Annotated in this window: 20 protein-coding genes; 17 read left to right on the top strand and 3 right to left on the bottom strand. The window is 63.5% G+C overall.

The window, feature by feature from the left end; translation table 11 throughout:
- Positions 1 to 27: 27 nt before the first annotated feature.
- The gene (locus FAZ97_RS28920) at positions 28 to 1,506 is read left to right on the top strand and encodes a sigma-54 interaction domain-containing protein (RefSeq protein WP_158762155.1); all 1,479 of its coding nucleotides are present in this window, start codon (positions 28 to 30) and stop codon (positions 1,504 to 1,506) included.
- A complete protein-coding gene (locus FAZ97_RS28915) occupies positions 1,506 to 1,667 on the top strand; it encodes a hypothetical protein (RefSeq protein WP_158762154.1) in 162 nt (53 codons plus the stop codon). Before FAZ97_RS28920 ends, FAZ97_RS28915 begins: the two co-directional genes overlap by 1 nt.
- A gap of 581 nt (positions 1,668 to 2,248) precedes the next feature.
- Here the strand turns inward: FAZ97_RS28915 and FAZ97_RS28910 are convergent.
- On the bottom strand, positions 2,249 to 2,755 hold the full coding sequence (locus tag FAZ97_RS28910) for a cache domain-containing protein (protein WP_158762153.1): 507 nt from the start codon (positions 2,753 to 2,755) through the stop codon (positions 2,249 to 2,251).
- 293 nt (positions 2,756 to 3,048) lie between these two features.
- Here FAZ97_RS28910 and rbsK point away from each other — a divergent pair, with 293 nt between their 5' ends.
- The 10 genes from rbsK (at position 3,049) to FAZ97_RS28860 (ending at position 16,919) form a co-directional block, all read left to right on the top strand.
- Entirely contained in the window at positions 3,049 to 3,945 is an 897-nt protein-coding gene (gene rbsK / locus FAZ97_RS28905; protein WP_158762152.1) for a ribokinase, read from the top strand.
- 8 nt (positions 3,946 to 3,953) lie between these two features.
- Entirely contained in the window at positions 3,954 to 4,352 is a 399-nt protein-coding gene (rbsD, locus tag FAZ97_RS28900) for a D-ribose pyranase (RefSeq protein ID WP_158762151.1), read from the top strand.
- A 19-nt stretch (positions 4,353 to 4,371) separates the two neighbouring features.
- Positions 4,372 to 5,871: a sugar ABC transporter ATP-binding protein gene (locus tag FAZ97_RS28895; protein WP_325073249.1), complete on the top strand. Its 1,500-nt coding sequence runs from the start codon at positions 4,372 to 4,374 to the stop codon at positions 5,869 to 5,871.
- A gap of 43 nt (positions 5,872 to 5,914) precedes the next feature.
- Positions 5,915 to 6,874: an ABC transporter permease gene (locus FAZ97_RS28890; protein ID WP_158762149.1), complete on the top strand. Its 960-nt coding sequence runs from the start codon at positions 5,915 to 5,917 to the stop codon at positions 6,872 to 6,874.
- A 106-nt stretch (positions 6,875 to 6,980) separates the two neighbouring features.
- Positions 6,981 to 7,955, top strand: coding sequence for a ribose ABC transporter substrate-binding protein RbsB (gene rbsB / locus FAZ97_RS28885; RefSeq protein ID WP_158762148.1), 975 nt, complete (start codon positions 6,981 to 6,983; stop codon positions 7,953 to 7,955).
- 197 nt (positions 7,956 to 8,152) lie between these two features.
- Positions 8,153 to 9,184: a substrate-binding domain-containing protein gene (locus tag FAZ97_RS28880; protein WP_158762147.1), complete on the top strand. Its 1,032-nt coding sequence runs from the start codon at positions 8,153 to 8,155 to the stop codon at positions 9,182 to 9,184.
- A 69-nt stretch (positions 9,185 to 9,253) separates the two neighbouring features.
- The gene (locus FAZ97_RS28875; RefSeq protein WP_158762146.1) at positions 9,254 to 11,215 is read left to right on the top strand and encodes an amylo-alpha-1,6-glucosidase; all 1,962 of its coding nucleotides are present in this window, start codon (positions 9,254 to 9,256) and stop codon (positions 11,213 to 11,215) included.
- A gap of 116 nt (positions 11,216 to 11,331) precedes the next feature.
- Entirely contained in the window at positions 11,332 to 14,061 is a 2,730-nt protein-coding gene (locus FAZ97_RS28870) for an MGH1-like glycoside hydrolase domain-containing protein (protein ID WP_158762145.1), read from the top strand.
- Positions 14,062 to 14,261: 200 nt separating this feature from the next.
- On the top strand, positions 14,262 to 15,581 hold the full coding sequence (locus FAZ97_RS28865; protein ID WP_158762144.1) for a tetratricopeptide repeat protein: 1,320 nt from the start codon (positions 14,262 to 14,264) through the stop codon (positions 15,579 to 15,581).
- Between the two features lie 147 nt (positions 15,582 to 15,728).
- Complete coding sequence (locus FAZ97_RS28860; RefSeq protein WP_158762143.1) at positions 15,729 to 16,919, top strand: TIGR03118 family protein; 1,191 nt, start codon at positions 15,729 to 15,731, stop codon at positions 16,917 to 16,919.
- A 6-nt stretch (positions 16,920 to 16,925) separates the two neighbouring features.
- On the opposite strand, the gene FAZ97_RS28855 is transcribed toward FAZ97_RS28860, so the two are convergent.
- On the bottom strand, positions 16,926 to 17,606 hold the full coding sequence (locus FAZ97_RS28855; RefSeq protein ID WP_158762142.1) for a TetR/AcrR family transcriptional regulator: 681 nt from the start codon (positions 17,604 to 17,606) through the stop codon (positions 16,926 to 16,928).
- 96 nt (positions 17,607 to 17,702) lie between these two features.
- Between FAZ97_RS28855 and FAZ97_RS28850 the strand changes: the two genes are divergently transcribed.
- Both FAZ97_RS28850 and FAZ97_RS28845 read left to right on the top strand, forming a co-directional pair.
- Positions 17,703 to 18,830 carry an FAD-dependent oxidoreductase gene (locus FAZ97_RS28850; protein WP_158762141.1) on the top strand — a complete coding sequence of 376 codons (1,128 nt, stop codon included), beginning with the start codon at positions 17,703 to 17,705 and terminating at the stop codon, positions 18,828 to 18,830.
- 163 nt (positions 18,831 to 18,993) lie between these two features.
- The gene (locus tag FAZ97_RS28845; protein ID WP_158762140.1) at positions 18,994 to 20,199 is read left to right on the top strand and encodes an NAD(P)/FAD-dependent oxidoreductase; all 1,206 of its coding nucleotides are present in this window, start codon (positions 18,994 to 18,996) and stop codon (positions 20,197 to 20,199) included.
- A 99-nt stretch (positions 20,200 to 20,298) separates the two neighbouring features.
- On the opposite strand, the gene FAZ97_RS28840 is transcribed toward FAZ97_RS28845, so the two are convergent.
- On the bottom strand, positions 20,299 to 20,814 hold the full coding sequence (locus tag FAZ97_RS28840) for an RrF2 family transcriptional regulator (RefSeq protein WP_158762139.1): 516 nt from the start codon (positions 20,812 to 20,814) through the stop codon (positions 20,299 to 20,301).
- Positions 20,815 to 21,020: 206 nt separating this feature from the next.
- Between FAZ97_RS28840 and FAZ97_RS28835 the strand changes: the two genes are divergently transcribed.
- From FAZ97_RS28835 to phaP, 3 genes are all read left to right on the top strand, one after another.
- Positions 21,021 to 21,419 (top strand): BON domain-containing protein, encoded by a 399-nt coding sequence (locus FAZ97_RS28835; RefSeq protein ID WP_158762138.1) that lies wholly within the window; start codon positions 21,021 to 21,023, stop codon positions 21,417 to 21,419.
- A 123-nt stretch (positions 21,420 to 21,542) separates the two neighbouring features.
- Entirely contained in the window at positions 21,543 to 21,827 is a 285-nt protein-coding gene (locus FAZ97_RS28830) for a hypothetical protein (RefSeq protein WP_158762137.1), read from the top strand.
- Positions 21,828 to 22,247: 420 nt separating this feature from the next.
- A complete protein-coding gene (gene phaP / locus FAZ97_RS28825; protein ID WP_158762136.1) occupies positions 22,248 to 22,541 on the top strand; it encodes a TIGR01841 family phasin in 294 nt (97 codons plus the stop codon).
- Positions 22,542 to 22,983 lie beyond the last annotated feature (442 nt).

The raw sequence follows: 22,983 nt of genomic DNA, 5'->3' as shown, positions 1-22,983 counted from the left end.
CCGCCCCGGACCGACGAAAAAAACCGAATGGAAATCGAAACGACCGCGCTGCTGGCCGACTACGACCACGTGCGCAAACTGGCGATGCAATCGCTCTTTCAATCGCTCGACAAGTTCAGCGAAGGCACCGTGATCGTCGATCGCAACGCGCGCGTGGTGTGGATCAACCGGCACTACGCGGCGCGTTTCGGCTTTGACGATCCCACGGCGGTGATCGGTCTCGATTGCGAAAGCGTCATTCCGAACAGCATGATGCGCGACGTCGTGAAAGGGGGCGAGCCCATCCTGCTCGACATTCTCGAAACCGATAGAGATCCTATTGTCGTCACGCGTTTGCCGATCAAGGACGATAACGGCGAAACGATCGGCGCGGTCGGCTTCGTGCTCTTCAACGAACTCAAGGGACTGTCGCCGCTCTTCAGCCAGTACGCGCGGTTGCGCGCCGAACTGATCAGCACGCGCCAGTCGCTTGCGCAGGTGCGCCGCGCGAAGTACAGCTTTTCAAGCCTGATCGGCACGAGTGCCGCAAGCCTCGAAGTGAAGCGCCAGGCGCGCCGGGCCGCGCGTCTGGTCTCGCCGGTGCTCCTGCTCGGCGAAACGGGCACGGGCAAGGAACTGCTTGCGCATGCCATACACGGCGCATCCGGGCGCGCGGACGCTCCGCTCGTGACGGTAAACGTCGCGGCGATTCCGGACACGCTGCTCGAACTGGAGTTCTTCGGCGCGGAGGCGGGCGCGTACACGGGTGCCGAGCGCAAGGGGCGTATCGGCAAGTTCGAGCTGGCCCAGGGTGGCACGCTCTTTCTCGACGAGATCGGCGACATGCCGCTCGCGCTGCAGGGCAAATTGCTGCGGGTCTTGCAGGAGCAGGAGTTCGAACCGCTCGGGTCGAATCGCATCGTGCGCACCGACGTGCGCATCATCGCGGCGACGTCGGCGGATTTGCCCGCGCTGGTGGCGCAGGGCCGCTTTCGCGCGGACCTCTATTATCGGCTCAACGTACTGATGATTCGTGTGCCGCCGCTGCGCGAGCGCCTCGCGGACATCGAGGCGATGGCCTATTCGATTCTCGACAAGCTTGCGGTGGAGAGTGGCGCGGGGCATCTCGAACTCGACAACGATGCGCTCGCGGTGCTGTGTGCGTATGGCTGGCCGGGCAATGTGCGCGAGTTGCGCAATACGCTCGAGCGCGCGGTGCTGCTATCGGATAGCGAGCGTGTCGATGCGCGTTCGCTTGCGCGCTTCATTGGCGACGGGCGCGGGCCGCGCGTCGAGAACGAGGCGCGCGATGCGGCGGCCGGTTTGCACGATTTGCGCGATTCGCCCGGCCGCGCCAATACGCCGCAGTATCAACAATATGACGATGCGATGCGCGATTTCGAACGCCGCTTTCTGACCGATGCGCTGCGCGCGGCGGGCGGACAGGTGACGAAAGCCGCCGCACAGATCGGCATGGCGCGCGCCACGCTGTATCGGCGCATTGTTGCGCTCGGCATCGAGACTTAGTGCTGTTTATCGAAATGCATCTGGAAGAAAAGCCGCGCAAGCGCATCCTGCACTGGGTCTTCCAATTCGCGCGCCAGATAATCAATTCTCCTGAATATCCTTCGCCGCGCCTTCATCGTCAGGGTTTACCCCAATCAATTTATGCAATGCGCACGCCGTAATACTTGATTCTTACATCGAGGCTGACCCGTTGCAGATGAAAACGCTAACGTTTGCGCAGAGACTACGGGCAGGCAGCCGCCCTGTGTCCACTTACTTGGGCAATTGCCCTCGCGTTGCGCTCGCAGCGCTAGTCGGCGTTCTCGCGGGATGCGGCAATGCCATTTCAGATTCGGACATCCAGTTCGTCACGGCCGCAATGCCAACGCAGTTCGAGGCGTTCCGCATGTACGGCGCAATCCCCGTTCGCGACGGTTCGCCCGGTTTGTCGACACATGGTCCAGCGCGGCTCCAGCAGGGCTGCGAAGCTGTCGTTAGTTCGCCACGGGGCGCATTTCGCGAGTCGGTGGTCCTGGATAGCGAATCGGCCGAGTACTTCGAACTCGATGTTTCTCGTACGCCTGGCGGGTGGGCTGTGACTACCGACGGCCTTGCCGAACCGAGCAGCAACTCCGTCGGGCTTCGCAGCCAGTTCACGAACTGCCTTACCGCCATCAAAGACAAGCTTCGGGCGCAGCCAGACACGGTGCAGTGAGTCACGGCATCTAAACGGACAACTGGCGCTCCTACCGCTCACCAGAACCTAATCCGAATAGAACCCCGAACCCACCAGACCCGGCACGCCATCAATCCTGACTGCCTTCACGTAGGTCCACTTATGCGATGGTTGTGTCTGCCCCGGCCGTAGAAACATGTAGTCCACCCAGCCCGACCCCGTCGTTTGAGCCGTCTGGATCATGGCGTCATGAAACAGCTTGCCGTTCGTGTCTTTCTGGCCGTGGACGTTCGTCCCCTCCCGAGATGGGAAGGCGGGGTTTAACAAGACATTCGCGTTCAGGTCGTAAACGAATAGATAGGTATCCTCATGGAACCACTCGCTTCCTTTCACTCTGAACCCGGCAAACGCGGCTTTGCCTTTTTCGTCTATTAACGCGGCAGCTTTGTCGACCAGCGCTTCAGTTTGTTTGGCTGTATCGGATGGCGGTGGAGATGACTGAGGATAAGCAGAAGAGGGGGAGCCGAGCCATCCGCCCAGTAACAGGACGCCGGTAAAGAAGACTTTGCCGGGCAACGCAAGATATCTAGCCATCATTTTCTCCCTGCTCTGAAATGCTTCTGTGCCGTCTCGGCGCGTGTCTGTGAGCGAGAAGCACCCGCCTGCAAGCAAAAGACTAGTTCAGGACGCGGTGGGCCGCCGAGAATCGTTCCCCCAATGGCATTGGGCCATCAAAAAAAATGGGGGACATATGTTCGCGCATATCCGGTTATACCCTGGGCCTATTTCACCCGCGTGAGGACTCTGGTATAACTGCGCTCCCAAGCTGATTACGTTTTAGCACGGCAAAAAACCGCAGACTCGGGAAGCCGTGGAAAGGGAGTGCAATGGCGCGCGTAGTGGTGGTGGGCAGCATCAACATGGACATGGTCGTTGCGACCGACACGTTTCCCCGGCTCGGCGAAACGCTGTTCGGCACGCATTTTTCGACGCATCCGGGCGGCAAGGGCGCGAATCAGGCGGTCGCGGCGGCGCGTCTTGGCGCCGAGGTCACGATGATCGGCTGCGTGGGCGCCGATGCCTTCGGCGGCGAAATGAAAGCGACGCTCGCGCGCGAAGGCGTCGATATCGCCTATGTAAGCACGGGTCGTGAAGCGACCGGCATTGCCTCGATCACGCTTTCGGGCGGCGACAACGCGATCATCGTCGTGCCCGGCGCGAACCACGAGCTATCGCCCGAAGACATCGACCGTGCAAGCGCGGCGATTGCGCAGGCCGATGTCGTGCTCGCGCAGCTCGAAGTGCCCTACGCAACGGTGCTGCACGCCGCGCGGCGCGCCCGCGAACACGGCAAGCCCTTCTTTCTCAATCCCGCACCCGCGGTCGAACTGAGCGGCGAGCTGCTCGAGCTGACCACGCTGCTTACGCCAAACGAGCATGAACTCGCGACCGCGCTGCAAACGCCGGAAGGCGCGTGGGCCGAGGTGATCGCGCGCTCGCCCGTACGCATTGCCATGACGCACGGGAAAGACGGCGCGTATTATGCCGACCCCGCCGCCAACGGCGCGCTCGTGCATCAGCCGGGCTTCGCTGTCGATGCCGTCGATACGACCGGCGCCGGCGACACCTTCAACGGTGCGCTCGCGGCGTTCTGGCATCTCGGCATGGGCGAAGCCGTGCGCCGCGCAAACGCGGCGGGCGCGCTCTCCGTGACGCGCGCCGGCGCGCAGGGCGGCATGCCCACGCTCGCCGAACTCGAAGCCTTCCTGAACACGCAAGCCTGAGATTCGCAGTGAAAAAACACGGACATCTGAATCGCGACATCGCCCGCGTGCTGGCCCGCATGGGCCACACGGACAGCCTCGTGATCGCCGACTGCGGGCTGCCGGTTCCCGACGGCGTGGAATGCATCGACGTTTCGCTCGCGGTGGGCGTGCCCGACTTCTTCGCCGTGCTCGACAGCGTGCTCGCCGACTTCAAGGCCGAGCGCGCGGTGTTCGCGAGCGAGGCGCAAACGCACAACGCCGCCGTGGTGGCGCGCAGCCGCGAGATGGCGGCCGCGCACATCGCCGTGGAAAACGTGCCGCACGAGGAGTTCAAGCGCCGCTGCCGCGAAGCGAAAGCGGTGATCCGCACCGGCGAGTGCAGCCCCTATGCGAATGTGATCCTGCATTCGGGCGTGATCTTCTGAGGGGTCCAGGATGCAAGTGATGATGCAGGGGATCGGCAAGGCGTTCGGTCCGGTTCGGGTGCTCGAAGGCGTCGATTTCCGCATCGAGGCAGGCGAGATCCACGCGTTGATGGGCGAGAACGGCGCCGGCAAATCGACGCTCATGAAAATCCTGAGCGGCGTGTATCAAGCCGATGCGGGCGAGATTCTCGTCGATGGGCGCGCCGTGCAAATCCGCAGCACGGTAGAGGCCGAACGCGCGGGCATTGCCATCATTCACCAGGAATTGAACCTCATCCCGCAGCTGACGGTGATGGAGAATCTGTTCCTTGGCCGCGAGCCGAGCCGCTTCGGCATGGTCGATACCGCGACGATGCGCAAAGAGGCGCGCAAGTGGCTCGACAAGGTCGGCGCGCAGCGTATCGACCCGCAGACGGAGGCGGGGCGCCTGTCCATCGGCCAGCAACAGCTCGTGGAAATCGCCAAGGCGCTTTCGCTGAACGCCCAGGTGCTCGTGATGGACGAGCCGACCGCCGCGCTCACGAACCGCGAGATCGAAACGCTGTTCGAGATCATGCAGTCGCTCAAGGCGAGCGGTGTGGCGATCGTCTACGTGTCGCACCGCATGGAGGAGATCTTCCGAGTGTGCGACAAGATCAGTGTGCTGCGCGACGGCCATTTTGTCGGCGAGCGCATGATTCGCGAAACGGATTTCGACGAGATCGTGCGGCTCATGGTAGGCCGCGAGATTGGCGAGCGTTTCCCGAAGCGCAGCCATGCGCCGGGCGAGGTGCGCATGCGCGTGGCCGGTCTCGCGGACGAAGGCCATATCGAAGGCATTAGCTTCGATGTGCGCGCGGGCGAGGTGCTCGGCATCGCCGGTCTCATGGGCGCGGGCCGCAGCGAGATTCTGCGCACGCTGTTCGGCGCGAGCCGCAGGACCGCCGGTACGGTGACACTGGACGGCAAGGCGCTCGACGTGCGTGACGCGTCCAGCGCGATTGCGGCGGGTATCGGCTTCGTCACCGAAGACCGCAAGCGTCAGGGGCTCGTGCTCGGCATGTCGGTGCGCGAAAACGCGACGCTCGTGCATCTGGACCAGTACGCCACGCTCGGTTTCGTCAACGAGCGCGCGGAGCGCAGCGCGGTCGACGGCCTCATCAAGCAGTTGCGCGTGCGTACGCGCGACGCGGAACTCGACGTCAAGGCGCTTTCGGGCGGCAACCAGCAGAAGGTCGTGTTCGCGAAGTGGCTCGCGCAGCCGCCGAAAGTGCTGCTGCTCGACGAGCCCACGCGCGGCGTGGACGTGGGCGGCAAAGCCGAGATCTACACGATCATCAATCAGCTCGCGCAGCAGGGCGTTGCCATTGTGATGGTGTCGTCCGAACTGCCCGAAGTGCTGGCCATGAGCGACCGCATTCTCGTCATGCATCAGGGGCGCCAGAACGGCATCTTCGAAGCGGCTACGGCCACCCAGGAACTGATCATGACGGCCGCGGCCGGCGGCCCGGCGCCTGCGGCTCACGCCGTCGCGGTTTAAGCGTTGCCGGTTACCCATTCATTGCAATCTCGAGAGACATGACATGTCGCAAGTGACCCTCACCCCCGGCAGCCGGGCGACGCTGCAAAAGCTCGGCCCCTTCGTAGCACTGCTGATCATTGCCGTGGCGCTCTCGATCGTGAGCCGCGACTTCCTCACGGTCGACAATCTGCTCAACGTGATGCGCCAGGCGTCGATCAACGCGCTGATCGCGTTCGGCATGACGCTCGTGATCCTGCTCGGCGGCATCGATCTTTCGGCGGGCTCGGTGCTCGCGCTTTCGTCGGTGATCATCGCGACGCTGCTGAGTTCGGGCACGCCCGCTATCGTCGCAACGCTCGCCGGTCTCGTGGCGGGCGGCGTGATGGGCTTTGCCAACGGTCTCGTCATCAGCAAGGGCAAGGTTGCGCCGTTCATCGCCACGCTCGGGTCGATGACGGTGCTGCGCGGCCTCGCGCTCGTCGTCTCGAACGGCAGCCCGATCAGCAGCTTCAACAGCGACTTCTTCTCGCTGCTCGGCGGCGGCTATGTCGCGCGCCTCGTGCCGATTCCCGTCGTGCTCATGCTCGTGATGTTCGGCGTGTTCTGGGTGCTGCTGCGCAAGACCGTGTTCGGCCGCCATATCTATGCAACGGGCGGCAATGCCGAATCGGCGAAGCTGTCCGGCGTGAAGGTCGATCGTATCCAGCTGTGGGTCTACACGATCGCGGGTGTCATGTCGGCGCTCGCGGGCGTGGTGCTGACCTCGCGGCTGAACTCCGCGCAGCCGACCGCGGGCACGGGCTACGAGCTCGACGCCATCGCGGCGGTCGTGCTGGGTGGCACCAGCCTCACGGGCGGGCGTGGCTGGATCTTCGGCACGCTCGTGGGCGCGCTCCTGATCGGCGTGCTCAACAACGGCCTGAACCTGCTCGACGTGTCGTCGTTTTATCAGCAGGTCATCAAGGGCATCGTGATCCTGCTCGCCGTGCTGATCGATCGCGGCAACAAGAAGTCGTCGTAACGGAAAGGCCGCATCGCGCAACGTTAGCGTGCCGCGGCAACGCCCTATCAGTAGTAATCCTGAATTTGTAACTCCAAACACTCCACATATAACGAGGAGGAAGACTATGCATAAGCACAATTCGCCGAATTTCTCGAAGCTTTTCGCGGCGCTCGTCGCCGGTTCGCTGGCACTGGGCCTCGCAGCCTGCTCGAAGGAAGGTCCGGGCAGCAGCGCCGACGCCGGCGCGAGCGGCGCGTCGGCGGCCGCGCCCGCTTCGGGTGGCGCGGTCACGGTCGGCCTGTCGATCTCGACGCTCAACAATCCGTTCTTCGTTTCGCTCAAGAAGGGCGCAGAAGACGAAGCGAAGAAGGACGGCGTCACGCTCATCACCGTCGACGCGCAGAACGACCCCGCGAAGCAGCAGGCCAGTGTGGAAGACCTGATCGAAAAGAAGGTCAACGTCATCCTCATCAACCCGACCGACTCTTCGGCGGTGGCCAACGTCGTGAAGGAAGCGACGAGCAAGGGCATCAAGGTGATCTCGCTCGACCGCAGCGTGAACGGCGCCGAAGTCAGCTCGCATATTGCGTCCGACAACAAGGCGGGCGGCAAGATGGCGGCCGACTTCCTCGCCGACAAGCTGGGCGGCAAGGGCAACATCGTCGAGCTGCAAGGCATTCCGGGTTCGTCGGCGGCCAACGAGCGCGGCGCCGGTTTCGACGATGAAATCGCGGCGAAGGGCGGCGTGAAGATCGTCACGAAGCAACCTGCCGACTTCGATCGCGCCAAGGGCCTTTCGGTGATGGAAAACATCATTCAGGGCAACAAGGACATTCAGGCCGTGTTCGCGCAGAACGACGAAATGGCGCTGGGCGCGGTGAAGGCGCTGCAGGCGGCGGGCCTGAAGGACGTGGCAGTGGTCGGCTTCGACGCCACCGACGACGCGATAGCCGCCGTCAAGGCCGGCCAGATGGCCGCCACCGTGCAGCAGCAGCCCGAACTGATCGGCCAGTATGGCGTGCAGACCGCGAAGCAGCTGGTGGACGGCAAGCCGGTCGACAAGTTCATCCCGGTACCGTTGAACCTGTACAAGCAGTAAGCGCATTTTCAGGCGCGCGCGAGCGTAGTACCATCTGACGCGAAGATCTTCGCGTTTGCGCGCGCTTGGGATGCACCGGGCGCCCCGTGCCACACGGGGCGCTTCGTTTTGGGGTTTCCCCTTCCTTGCGGCCGCATCGCCGGCGCTTCGCTCTCGCGTTCACGCGATCCCCAACCCACACCCAGCAGGAACACCGCGTGTCCCAGTTCGAGCGTCTGACTATCGACGACATTGCCCGCCTCGCGGAGGTCTCGCGCACCACGGCCAGCATGGTGCTCAACGGCAATGCCGAGCGCTACCGCATTTCGGCGGCGACGGTCGAACGCGTGCTTCAGGTGGCGCGGGACCATCATTTCACGCCGTCGCAATCGGCACGCGCGCTGCGCTCGCGGCGCAGCAACACGATCGGCCTCGTGATTCCCGATCTGACCAACTCGGCGCACGCCGCGCTCGCCCAGGCCATGGAGTGGCAGTGCCGTGAGCGTTACCGGTATCAGCTCGTGATCGTGACGAGCGACGAAGATCCGGTGCGCGAGACCGAGGGCATTGCGCATCTGGTCGCGCAGCAGGTGGATGGCGTGGTGGTCGTGCCGTGCACGGCCGACGCGCCGCGCTACGACAAATGGGTCAAGCGTTTGCCGATCGTGTTCGCCGATCGCCGCGTGGCGACGAGCGCGATTCCCTACGTGATCACCGACGCCGCCGAAACCGTGGCCGCTCTGGTCGGTGAGACGATCGAGCAGGGCGCGCGTGAAGTGGTGTTCTTCGGCGGCCAGCCGGAACTCTCGCCGAGCCGCGACCGCCTGGCGGGCTATCGGCTCGCGCTTGAGCGGCATGGCATCGCGGAGCAGGGCGACTGGGTGTTTCAGCGCGACTACCAGCGGGAGTCGGGCTATGCGCTGATGAAAGCCTGGTTCGAAGCCCACGGGCGCTATCCCGAAGCGCTTTTCGCCGGCTCCATTACGTTGCTCGAAGGCTTGCTGGAGTTCGTGAACGAAGCGCACCAACTTGCGCAGGCGCCTGGCCGCGTGATGACCTTCGACGATCATCAACTGCTCGACTGTCTGCCGCTTCGCATCGACGCTATCGTGCAGGACAGCGGCCAACTCGCGGAACACAGCCTGCGTTGCGTGTTTTCGCTGCTCGAAGGCGAGGGCGCGCCCGAGTCCGTTCAGGTGCCCGCGCAGATTCACTATCGGCAGCAGCGCGGGCAGCCTGCTCGCACGTAGACGCTTTCCTGCAGCGGCAAGCCGACGGGAGTATCGTTGCGCAGGTGATCCACGAGAGCAGGACACCCGATGACGCGCCTTGACTGCCCCATCGATGCGGACCGCCTCGACGACGAATGGCTCGAAGCGGACGGCGCCGGCGGATTCGCCTCCGGCACCGTGGGGACCGCGCGCACGCGCCGCTATCACGCGCTGCTGCTCACGGCGAGGCACCCGCCCACGAACCGGGTGGTGCTCGTGAACGGCATCGAAGCCTGGCTCGAGGACGGGGAGCGCAAAACGCCGCTGACCATGCAGCGCTATGCACCGGATCTGCTTTACCCCGACACGTCGAAAAGCATCATAAGTTTTGATACCTCGCCGTGGCCCACGTGGCGCTACCGGGTCGACGGCGGCGGCGTGCTCACGGCCGAGGTGTTCGTTGCGAAGGCGAGCCGCGAGACGGTACTGCGCTGGCGGCTCGAAGCGCTGCCCGCAGCGGGCGGCGCCGTGCTGAAAGTCCGCCCGTTGATCTCGGGCCGCGATTACCACGCGCTGCACCACGAGAACGCGGCATTCAATTTCGATGCCCGGATCGACGGCGAGCACGTAGGCTGGCAACCGTACGGCGATTTGCCCGGCATTGTCGCCCGCTCGAACGGCCGCTATACGCATGCGCCAGACTGGTATCGCAACTTCTGCTACACGCGTGAGCGAGAACGCGGTCTCGACTGCATCGAAGATCTCGCGACGCCAGGCGTGTTCACCTTCGATCTCGCCAAAGGCGACGCCGTGCTGCTGTTGCTCGCGCAACCATTGTCCGACGTGAGCGCTGCCCCGCAGGAAGACAACGAAAGCGCGTCGAGCCGCGCACAACTGCTCGCTGGTTTCGAGGAAGTGCGCCGGGCTTCACTCGGCTCGCGCCTGCAGCGTTCGTCCAACGCCTATGTCGTCGCGCGCGGCGATGGCCGCACGATCGTCGCGGGCTATCCGTGGTTCACCGACTGGGGCCGCGACACGTTCATCGCCATGCGCGGTCTGCTGCTTGCGACCGGGCGCTACGAGGAGGCGGGCGCCATCCTGCTCGAATGGGCGGCGACGGTTTCCGAAGGCATGTTGCCGAACCGCTTTCCCGATGCGGGCGGCACGCCCGAATACAACTCCGTCGACGCGTCGCTGTGGTTCGTCGTGGCGGTGCACGACTACTTCGCGGCGGAAAACGTGCCGCCCGAAGCGCGGCATGTGCTGCAAGGCGCCATCGGTGCAATCCTCGAAGGCTACGCGCGGGGCACGCGCTATCAGATCGCTGTCGACCCGGGTGACGGCCTGCTGCGAGCGGGTGTACCGGGCGTGCAGCTTACCTGGATGGATGCGAAGGCGGGCGACTGGGTAGTCACACCGCGCATTGGCAAGCCGGTCGAAATAGAGGCGCTGTGGATCAACGCGCTGCGCATTGCCTCGGCATGGGATACGCGCTGGCGCGAACTCGAAGCGCGCGCGAGCGCCGCGTTCGCTGCCCGTTTTGTCGATCCGTCTACGGGCGCACTATACGACGTGGTCGACGTCGATCACGTGGCGGGCACGGCGGACAAGTCGATCAGGCCGAACCAGATCTTCGCGGCAGGCGGTCTGCCGTTCGCGCTGCTGGAGGGCGATGCGGCGCGCGCCGTCGTCGCGCAGGTTCAGGCGCATCTGCTCACGCCCATGGGGCTGCGTACGCTCGCGCCATCGGAGCACGCCTATCGCGGGCAATACGGCGGCGGCGTGCTGGAGCGCGATGGCGCCTATCATCAGGGCACCGTCTGGCCCTGGTTGCTCGGCCCGTTCGTGGATGCCTGGCTGCGCGTGAACGGCGATACGGCGGCGCAGCGCTCGTTCGCTCGCGAGCGCTTTGTCGCGCCGCTGCTCGCGCATCTCGACCACGCCGGGCTCGACCATGTTTCCGAAGTGGCCGATGGCGATGCGCCGCACCGGCCCGGCGGCGCACCGTTCCAGGCGTGGTCGCTCGGCGAATTGCTGCGCGCTCTCAAGCGGCTCGGCGACGCCGATTAGCCCGCACACATGGCTCGCTGCGCACGCCCGGCGGGCAACCGCGCTAGGATGGGTGACTCGCGGCAAAGCGCCGCCCGCCGTCCAAAGTATGATTCCGGCGGCCCCAATTCAAGGAGATGCCCATGCTGCAGCGCGCCGCCGGCCTCATCCACACGGTCGAAGGCCAACGTCTGTACTCGGCCGACTACGCTCGCTGGCAACGCTGGGGGCCGTACCTCAGCGAACGCCAATGGGGCACGGTGCGCGAGGACTACAGCGAGCACGGCACCGCGTGGGACTACTTTCCGCACGATCACGCGCGCATGCGCGCCTATCGCTGGGGCGAGGACGGCCTGGCCGGTTTCGCCGACGAGCGGCTGAACTGGTGCTGCTCGATCGCGCTGTGGAACGGCCACGACCCGATTTTGAAGGAGCGTTTGTTCGGCCTCACGAATGAGGAGGGCAATCATGGCGAGGACGTGAAGGAGTTGTACTTCTACCTCGACAGCACGCCGACGCATTCGTATATGCGCATGCTCTACAAGTACCCGCAGGCGGCATTTCCCTACCAGGACCTGATCGAGGAAAACGCGCGGCGCGGCGCTGGATCGCCCGAGTATGAAGTGCTCGATACAGGCGCGTTCGACGACGAGTGTTATTTCGATGTACAGATCGAATACGCAAAGCACACGCCGGAAGACATCGTCATGCGCGTGACGGTCGAGAACCGCGGCGGCCAGCATGCGTCGATCGACGTGCTGCCGCAGATCTGGGCGCGCAATACATGGTCGTGGAAAGCCACCGGAGAAAAGCCGTCGCTCACGCTTGTTTCGTCGTCGGACGGCGAGCATGTCGTCGCGCGCTGCGGCACGCACGAGCCGCTCATCGTGACGGCCGCCGCACAAGAGGGCGCGAGCGTCGAGTGGGTCTTTTGCGAGAACGAGACCAACGTCAAGCGGCTATTCGGCATGGACGGCGCCGGTCCGTTCAAGGACGGCTTCGACGACTATGTCGTGCATGGCAACAACGACGCGATCCGGCGCGACGCCGGCACGAAAGCGGCCGCGCGCGCGCATCTGGAGATCGCGGCGCATGGCCGTGCTGTGGTCACGTTCCGCTGGCGCCCGGTGTCGGAGGCGAAAGAGGAGGTCGCGCTCGACATCGACCATCTCTTCGCGCAACGCATCGCCGAAGCAGACGCGTTCTACGACGCGCTGCAGCGCGACATCGAGAGCGCCGACGCGAGGCTCGTGCAGCGCCAGGCGCTGGCGGGCATGCTGTGGTCGAAGCAGTACTACCAGTACGACGTGAACCGCTGGATGGAGGGCGACCCGCTGCAGCCGACGCCGCCCGCGAGCCGCCTGCGCGGACGCAACGCGGACTGGCGGCATCTGTGCAACGCGGACATCCTCTCGATGCCCGACAAATGGGAGTACCCGTGGTATGCATCGTGGGACCTCGCGTTTCAGGCGGTCGCGTTCGCGCTGGTCGATCCGATGTTCGCAAAGAAGCAGATGCTGCTGCTCGTGAAGGACCGCTATCAGCACCCGAACGGGCAGTTGCCCGCATACGAATGGGCGTTCGGCGACGCCAATCCGCCTGTGCACGCGTGGGCGGCATGGCGCGTGTACGAGATCGATCGTTCGATTACCGGGAAGGCCGACCGGGAGTTTCTCGAACTGATCTTCCACAAGCTGCTCCTGAATTTTTCGTGGTGGGTGAACCGCAAGGACGCGGACGGCCACAACATCTTCCAGGGCGGCTTCCTCGGACTCGACAACGTCGGCATTTTCGACCGTTCATCGCCGTTGCCGACGGGCGGCCACCTCGATCAGGCGGACGGCACGGCGTGGATGGCGGCTTACGCGCTCGACCTCATGCGCATCGCGCTCGAACTCGCGTTTGCGAACCATGTGTTCGTCGATATCGGCGTGAAATTCTTCGAGCACTTTTTGTATATCGCGGGCGCGGTGAGTTGCGACGACGGTTGCGAAACCGGCCTGTGGGACAGCGTGGACGAGTTCTTCTACGACAAGCTAAGGCTGCCGGACGGCACCAGCGTACCGCTGCGCATGCGCTCGATCGTCGGGCTGATTCCGTTCTTCGCCGTGCGTGTGCTGGAGGAGCGGGTGCATGGCGGCCTGCCGGGGTTGCGCGACCGGTTAGTGTGGTTCCTGCAGCACCGGCCCGATCTTGCGGGCCTCGTGTCGCGCTGGAACGAACCCGGCAAGGGCAACTCCCTGCTGCTCTCGCTATTGCGCGGGCACCGGATGAAGGCGCTGCTGCGGCGGATGCTCGACGAAGCCGAGTTTCTTTCGGACCACGGCGTGCGTGCGCTTTCTCGCACTCATCTCGACGAACCCTTTGTTTACCGCCACAACGGCTGCGACTTCCGCGTCAAATACCTGCCGGCCGAATCGGACTCGCGCGTGTTCGGTGGAAATTCGAACTGGCGCGGCCCGGTGTGGATGCCGGTCAACTATCTGCTGATCGAGTCGCTGTACGAATTCCACCGCTACTATGGCGACGATTTTCGCGTCGAGTATCCAACAGGCTCGGGCAAGAAGCTTTCGCTCGCGCAGATCGCCGACGAACTCGCGCGCCGCGTCACAACACTTTTTCTGCTCGACCGCAACAACGAGCGTCCGGTAATGGGCGCGTACCCGCTCCTGCAGGCCGATCCGCGCTGCCGCGATCTCGTGCTGTTTCACGAATACTTCCACGGCGACAATGGGCGCGGCGTCGGCGCTTCGCACCAGACAGGCTGGACCGGTCTCGTCGCGTTGATGTTGCAGCCGCGCATGATGAGTCCGTCGGGCAACGTGCCGGTCGCGGGCGAGGTTGAAGATATGGAGGCGGTGAAGTGAGGCGCGTTCGTATGTGTTTGCTGCGACCCGGCACTCACGGTCAGTAGACGTTGGTCAGGAGATAACACCTGGCGGGCTCCAAATTCGCAAACATGGCGCAAATGCCTGGCAGAGAAGCGTTTGGGCAGGCTGGCACATTCGATGCGTTCACGCCGACCGGTAGTTGGGCTTAACCAACTGCAGCCGAGTCGAGGTGCATCATGTCGAGCGTTGCGGATCGCGGGCCAGGCGGCCTGTTGCAGGTGTGGCTTCTGATCAGGTGGATCGCCCGTGCGCCAAGCGTGCTATGGCCTTTTGTGCTCCCCTGGTTCATCCTGGTCCTGGCCGCGCCATTTTTCCTGCTCGTCATTTCCGGTGCGCGCACGCAACACGTCCAGGTTCCGCCGGTGGAAGCGCCAAAGGCATTGGTCAACACCGGCTACACCCCGGAATTCCTGGCACAACGAATTCTTGCCGCCATGCGTGGGATCAGCGGCGAAAGCGACGCAATCCCGCACGATGCGTCGCTGGACGACGGCGACGAACCGAATATCACGATTCCCGGCGAGGACATGTCCTATGCCTCGATTGTCGGGTTTCTGAAATCGACGTTTTTCCGTGACAAGCCGGACGTGATTGTCCATATCGGCATTACGCATAGCGGCAACAGCGCGGATTCCTATATTGCGCATATTCAGATCGAAAATGGCCCATTCGACCGCATGTACGACGACGTCGCGTTCAGCGCCAATGACTTCGACAAGGCGATGCAGGACATTGCGGCCAAAATCATGCGGCTCGTCGAACCGAACACGCTCGCCAGCCATCTCTTCACGAAGGTGCAAAGCACGCAGTGTTCGCTGGACCAATGCGACTATAGCGAGCTCGAAGCCATCTATGACGATGTCCTGCGCCGGCCGGGCTCACGGGAGCGCCTGTGGGCGCTTGCCGGACAAGGGTGGCTGCTGCTCAGGCAAAACCGCGCCGAGGAGGCGGAACAGCAGTCACGCGACGCCCTCCTGCTGTACCCGCACTCGGGCGTCTTGCGCGCCAACCTCGGCGTCGCGCTCGAGCAGGAGAAGCGAATCGACGCCGCGATCAGGGAACTCCGAACGGGCGCTCACGAGAAGTACAGCACTTCGGAGAACCAGCGCCTGCTCGGCGACGTGTTGTTGCACGCGCACCGGTGTGACGAAGCGCTCAGCGCATTCAATCGCGCAGACACCATGCACAAGGACGATGTGAACATCCTGCATGACTGGGCAGAGGCGCTCGTCGACACGGGACAAAACGAGGCGGCGATCGCCAGGCTGGCCCGGGCAGTCGAACTACGTCCTGATTTCGCGCCCGCGTATGAACTATGGGGACAGGCGCTGGAAAACGAGGGCGATCTGTCTCACGCGGCGCGGAAGTACGCGGAGGCGGACAAGCACGACAGTGGCGTCCTTTCGGCGCACGAGAAGAAGCTGGCACTGCTGGGTACGCCGCAAAAGCCGCCGCCGGTATCGGCGAGCGTGCTGGTATCGGGCGGTCGCACGTAGCGTTCGTTACCCGCCGCGCGCTTTTCGGTAGCTAGTTCAGTCATTGCGATCGCGCGCGACATCATCCCCGTTTCTTCGCTGGAATAAACGCCGCGTTCTCCTCGTTCTTTGTCCGTTAGTCCTTTGGACTGAACGAGGAGTGCGGTCATGAAGCCTCTACTCGCCGTATTCGGCGTCGTAGCATGTGGCGCGGCCATCGCGACGCTTGTGTCGTGCGGCGGCGGTTCCAGTTCCGGTTCCAGTGGCGGTTCGAACAATACGAGCGCGCCCGTCCAGTCGTCGTTCGCGGTCACGGCCCTCGTTTCGGATGGCGCGGTAGCGGCCGCGCACACCGACGCGAATCTGAAAAATCCATGGGGCGTGGCCTTCAATCCGAACGGCTTCGTCTGGGTCGCGGACAACGGCAGCAATGTCGCGACGCTGTATGACGGCAACGGTGTGCCGCAATCGCTGGTCGTCACGATTCCCGCCGGCAAGAACGGTCCGGCTTCGCCCACAGGCATCGTTTTCAACGGCACACAGAGCTTCACGGTCACGGCAAACGGCAAGTCTGGCGCCGCGGCGTTCATCTTTGCGGGCGAGGGCGGCACGATTACCGCGTGGGCGCCAGCGGTCGAGCCCACCAATGCGTTCGTCATGTACGACGACGGCACGGGCGGCGCCGTGTACAAGGGTCTCGCGCTCGCGACCATGAACAATGCCAACTTCCTTTACGCGACCGACTTCCATAACAACAAGATCGACGTTTTCAATAGTGCGTTCAGCAAGGTCGCAATGCCCGGCGCCTTTACGGACCCAGTCATCCCTGCCGGCTTCGCGCCGTTCGGCATTCAGGCGATCGGCTCGAATCTGTTCGTCACCTACGCAATGCAAGACGCGGCCAAACACGACGATGTCGCGGGTGCGGGGCTCGGCATGGTCGACGTGTACGACACGGCCGGCAACCTGAAGCAACGCTTCGCGACGGGGAGCCCGCTGAACGCGCCGTGGGGCATAGCGCAAGCGCCTGCGAACTTCGGCTCGATGAGTGGCGCGATACTGATCGGCAATTTCGGCGATGGCACGGTCAACGCGTTCAATGCATCGAGCGGCCAGTCGATGGGGCCGCTCGTTGCCTCGAACGGCAGCGTGATTGTCGAGCCGGGCGTGTGGGGCATTGCGTTTGGCAATGGCCTCGAGAGTCAGCCTTCCAATACGCTGTTTTTCGCGGCAGGGCCGAATAACGAAGCCAACGGTGTGTATGGAAGGATCGATTTGAATGCCACGCCGAGCGCGGGCACGGCTACGGGCAGTGGCACCGGCACGAGCACGGGTGCCGGGACAAGCATGGGCATGTAGTCGCGCTCAACGACCATGCGCCGACTCGATGCCAAGCAGGATGAGGTCGATGCCTGCGAGAAAGTCGGCGCGGTCGTCGTGATCGCGTAACTGTCTGGCCACGCTGCGCGTGAACGGATAGTCGCCGGGGTCGAGTTGCGACCACACAGACGCGACCTCGTCGAGAAAGTGGCTTCGATCGGCGTCCTGCTCGCGAGCGATTTGCGCATTCGCCGCGTTCTGGCCGCTCACGCCGAGGATGTAGCTCAGCAATGCGGACACCGTTGCCCATTGCGCAGCGTCAGGCACGTCGAGTGCGCGGATCTGCTGGCCCAAACGTTCAAGAATCCGAACCATAGCCGATTGCGCCGGGTTGCGCGCGAGCACCGAACCCACCCACGGATGGTCGTCGATCGCGTCGAACATCCCCAGCGCGAGGGCGCGAATCGCCGCTCGTGGCGTGGCGTCAGGCAATGGCGCGTCCATGGTGCGAGCGACGATGGCGTCGCAAGCGGCGTTCAGCAGATCGCTCTTGTTTTCGACATGCCAGTAAATCGCGCCGGGACCGGTGGCGAGTCGCTCGGCCAGGGCGCGGAACGTCAGGCCGCCTTCGCCACTGCTATCCAGAAGCTCGATCGACGCCTCGACGATCCGCTCGCGTGAGAGCGAGTCCTCGCGCCGTTGTACGCCACGCGCTTTCTTGACCATGCATCCTCTTGACGTCATTGGAACAATGTTCCATATTACTATGGAACGACGTTCCATAAGATGCGGTCGTTCAATGACGAGACGAATGGGAGCAGGATGAAGAGATCGATTGCAATCATCGGCGCGGGACTCGGCGGGCTCATGCTCGCGCGGGTCCTCCACGTTCACGGCATTGCTGCGACGATCTATGAGGCGGAAGCCTCGGCGAATGCGCGAGCGCAGGGCGGCATGCTCGATATTCACGAAAACAACGGCCAGCGCGCGCTGAAGGCGGCCGGACTCTTCGACCGGTTCCTCGAGATCGTCCATCCCGGCGGTCAGGCCACGCGGGTTCTCGACAGCCAGGGCCGGGTCCTTTATGAGCAGCCGGACGACGGAACAGGCGGCCGACCCGAAGTCCCGCGTGGAGAATTGCGGCGAATTCTGCTTGAATCGCTGCCCGCCGGTATGGTGCGGTGGGGGCATAAAGTCATCGCGGTGTCTCCCCTCAGCGGCGGCCGGCACGTTCTGAGCTTTGCCAACGGCGCGACAGTGATGACCGATCTCCTGGTGGGTGCCGATGGCGCGTGGTCGAAAGTCCGCCCGCTTCTATCGGACGCGAAACCGGCCTATGTCGGCACTGCATTCGTCGAGACGTATCTATTCGACTGCGATGCGCATCACAAGGCGAGCGCGCAAGCGGTTGGCGAAGGCGCAATGTTTGCGCTCGCGCCGGGCAAAGGCATCGTCGCGCATCGCGAGCCGGGCGGCGTGTTGCACACGTACGTACAACTGAAGCAGCCACAAGACTGGATCGACGGCATCGACCCATCCAACCCGGCAGCCGTTCTTGCCACGGTTGCGAATGCGTTCGATGGCTGGGCGCCCGAACTCACTGCGCTCATTACCGGTGGCGAGACGGCCCCCGTGTTTCGCCCGATTCATGCGCTTCCTGTGGAGCACAAATGGTCGCGCAGGCCTGGCGTGACATTGCTTGGCGATGCGGCGCACCTGATGATCCCGTCCGGGGAAGGGGCCAACCTGGCGATGTTCGACGGTGCTGAACTCGCCATGGCCCTGGCCGCTCATAGCGGCGACATGGAAGCCGCGCTCCTTGCGTACGAGACAACGCTTTTCACTCGCAGTGCGTGCGAAGCGGCGGCGGCAAAAGAGGTGCTCGATGCTTGCCTTGGCGGCAATTCGCCGCGCAGTCTGGTCGACTTCTTCATGTCCTGGCAGCCGTAGCCGTATGCCGCTTCGCGGCAGCGTTGCCTGATCGATCAACAGTGTGTCCCAAATGGGGCACTTGCGTCTTTAAACTCCGACTCATAGAATCCGAGTTATGCGTTGCGTCAGCGCGGCGCGGGCCACGCCCGAATTCACGTATCCCTGCATTGGAGAAGCAAAAATGTCGAAGCGTATTCTTGTTATTGGGGCCGGCTTCGCCGGCATGTGGAGCGCGCTCAGCGCGGCGCGTCTGCTCGATGAAGCGGGGCGCACGGACGTGGAAATCACGCTGATCGCACCGGACCCGCATCTGCATGTCCGGCCGCGTTTGTACGAAGAGGGCCCGGCGAACTTCAGGGCGCCGCTCACGGAAATCTTCGGGGCGACTGGCGTCAAGTTCGTCCAGGGAACGGTCGAGCGCATTCACGTGGAGCGTCGCGCAGTGGATCTGACCGGCGCGGACGGCCAGCACGCTACGCTCGGCTACGACCGCCTTGTGCTGGCGACCGGCAGCCGCCTGTTCCGCCCGTCGATTCCGGGCCTCGCCGAACACACCTTCAGCGTGGACCAGACCGACGAAGCGGTCGAACTGGAGGCGCATATCGGCAATCTGGCGAGCCAGCCGGACTCGCCCGCGCGCAATACCGTCGTGGTGGCGGGCGGCGGATTCACCGGTATCGAGACCGCAGCGGAAATGCCGGCACGCTTGCGCGCGGCGCTGGGCGAGCATGCAAACGTGAAGGTGATCATCGTCGAGCGTAACGGCGAGATCGGCCCCGACCTCGGCGCTGGCCCGCGCCCCGTGATCGAAGAGGCGCTGGGCTCGCTCGGCGTGACCTGGAAGCTCGGCTCGGGTGTGGCTTCAGTGGACGCCGGCGGCGTCACGACCGCGGACGGCGAGCGTGTCGAATCGAACACGGTGATCTGGACGGCCGGGCTGCGCGCAAGCACATTGACCGCGCAGATTCCGGGCCGGCTCGACGCCATGGGACGTCTTCACGTCGATCGCAATCTCGCGGTGGAAGGGGTGCCCGGTGTCTACGCAACGGGCGACGTTGCCCGCGCCGCCACCGACGACGAAGGCAATCACACGATGATGTCGTGTCAGCACGCGATGAATCTGGGGCGCTCGGCAGGCCATAACGTCGCCGCCGATCTGCTCGGCCTCGAGCCGATTCCGTATAGTCAGCCGAAGTACGTCACATGCCTGGATCTGGGCCCTTGGGGCGCGGTCTATACGGAAGGGTGGGAGCGCGAAGTGAAGTTGCAGGGCGCCGAGGCGAAGAAACTCAAGCATCAGATCAACTCCGAGTGGATCTATCCGCCGCGTGCGGACCGTGAGCAGGCGCTCGCCGCTGCGGATCCGCTTCGCATCGTGGTTGCGTAATCCGTCAGGAACGCGACAGATTCGGTCAGGCGCGCAAGCCTCGTTGGAGGCTTGCGCGCTTTGGCTCGCTTGCTAAAACGCTCCACAAGGCGGCACTTGCTATCCGCGACGATTGGCGGCGCGCTGCGTGAACCAGTCCACCACGTGGTGTTGATAGCTGGCAGGCGCCTTTGAATACGCGCGGGTGGCGAGATCGGCAAGAGAGTGTTGCTTGAGCTCCGCGCGCATGGCGCGCTCGGCGCCCTGCATCACGGCGTGTATCGAGCACGTACCGCGTGTGGCCCACGTGGGCGGCGCGTCGTTGAATACCGCACATTGGCCGCGCACTTCGCGACAGTCGAAGAGCGCCTTCTCGCCGTCGATGGCGTCGACCACATCCAGCACCGAAATATTCCGCGCGGGTTTGGCGAGCCGGAAACCGCCGCGTATGCCTTCGGTCGACTCGACGATGCCGGCCTTGGCGAGGCGCGTGAAGAGCTTGGCGGCGTAATCGACCGGCACCCCTTGCATTTCCGCGAGGTCGCGCACGCTCGCCTCGCGCACGCCGGCAGGCGTGCCGGCAAGATAAAGCAGGCAATGCAGCCCGTATTCGACGCCCGTGCTGATGTGTGACATGGTTATACGACGACTTTATGTATCGGAGTTGTTAGGGTAGCGTAGTGCGGCGCTGAAGTCATCTGTTGCGTTCTCCATGCGTCGTGTGCGGGCGGGCAGGCATCGTGGCGGCTCCGGCCATCGCGGGCGCGACGTGCGAATTCCTGTGCGAACATACGTGTGCAAGTGACGCTTTTCCTCGGTAGACACGACCCGCAGGAGGCAGCATGAACAGAAGCGGTGCGAACGGCACGTCAGGCACGATCGGCGCGATGGTGTTCGTTGCGATGGCAAGCTGCGCTGCCAGTGCAAGCAGTGCGAACGCGCAAACCGGCTTGAACGAGCCGCCAGGTGTGGCCATGCAAAGAGTATCGGCATCGACGCCCGGTAGTCGGCCGGATACCTCGGTGGTGCGTGACGTTCGCCGCGCCCTGCGGCGCGTACCGGACCTCGACGATTCGGACATTCACATTCGGGTTAGCCATGGCGTCGTCACGCTCACGGGCACGGTGCCGGAAACGTGGCAGGTCTCGCGCGCAGCCAATGCGGCAAGACCGGTACTGGGCGTGACCGCTGTGAGGAACCGGTTGAAAGCGCAGAAAGGAGATGCCGCGGCCAGCGAGTAGCGTCTCGCGTATGCGTTTTCCCGATGCAACGCCGCTGGACGGGCGATTCCCCGATCTTCCTTGCATGGACGCAAAATACTGTATAAATTAACAGTGTGTGTTTACGTCCAGTAGGAGCGTCGCATGGAATCGCCAATCCGCATCGTGAATGACGAAGACCGTCAGGCGTTTGAATGGCTGCTCGCAAATGTAGGTGCGGATCGCGTGGCAGCGGCGGCCCGGCAGCTTGCCGGCGGTGGAAAGCGGCCGTTTGTTTCGGCACTGTGCCGATACCTGGGCGCGTGGCCTCCTGCTGCACGTCGCGCCCGCAAGATCGAGCCCGTTCACACGGCCGTCGGCGATCTGCATCTCGCGCGCATACGCGAGGTGCTCGCGCAACGCCATGCGGCGAAAGCTGGCGCACATTGATCTGCCAGCCCACCCTTGTGTGTCAGGGCATAGCGGCGCGGTACCGGCAATTCACTTGCGACGGATCCTCATCGCAGCGCTGCCTTGTTTGACGTCTTGCATCATCAGCTGGTGCAAAACCGGTAGCGCGTCCTTGCTTGTCTGACTGGATGAGAGTCAATCTGACAAGTCAATTTTCCGCATGGCTGTTCGAAAAACGCCACCGTCATATTTCGCGCGCAACCAGCTTGCGCAATGAATTGGGGAAACTCCTGACTCATCCCTGCTCATGACGCGGATTTAACAAAGTTAGAATCAAGGCTCTAGATCGACGCCGGCATTCGTTTCTCGACGGGCAACGCAGCTCGCGTTGCGAAGCCATACATCAAGCGGGTCGATACAGACATAACGATTGATGAAATGCACGGGGGATAAATTAGTATGTCTAATCAAAAATTCGTGGCTGCAGAAAGCGGATCGTGGGCCGTACATATCACTACGATGACCGGCCATCTGTTCGATGGATTGTGTGAAGTGGCGCGCCTGAATCTGGCGACTTGCAGGTCGATATTCGCTGGATCACGAGAGCATCTCGAAGGCATCGTGTCCGCGCAGACACCAGAGCAACTTGTGCGCAGCCAGGTCGACTTGTTGCCGTGGGTCGCTTCGCAGGCGGCCGGCTACACGCGCGCGTACATGGAAATCGCATCGGACACTGCAGCGAAGCTGAGGTAGCACGCATTGCGTTCGGGCAACGAGTGCGTGCATAACCGCGATCAAATTCGAAGTAGCGAAAAGTCGCGGATAGAAGCGGATAAAAGCGGGATCATGCGGGAGGGAAATGACATGTTGAGCCCCCACGAACTTGCCACGTTGATGCTGATAAAGAATGCGCCTGGGCGAATTGAGCCGGACCGGGAGGAACTTTGTGCGCTTCGCGACCTTCATCTGGTCGTCGTCGACACGCCTGAATCCGGATTTCCAACGCCCCGAGTGACACCTCAAGGCGATGCGCTCCTGAGAGCGGTGGCCCGCGTGCGCTGATTGGCGGTCAAGACCGCATAGCCTGTCACATGAGCAGGCTATATTCAGAGTGCGTTGCTCACAAATGGGTTGCGATCCGCATGGATCTGAGGAGGCTGACGTGGACCAGTCCTGGCTGGGTATGGCTGCCGGC

The sequence above is a fragment of the Paraburkholderia acidiphila genome, from assembly GCF_009789655.1.
GTDB lineage: Bacteria > Pseudomonadota > Gammaproteobacteria > Burkholderiales > Burkholderiaceae > Paraburkholderia > Paraburkholderia acidiphila.
Note: the sequence above shows the minus strand (reverse complement) of the source record. Positions and strands in the feature narration are given on the sequence as shown.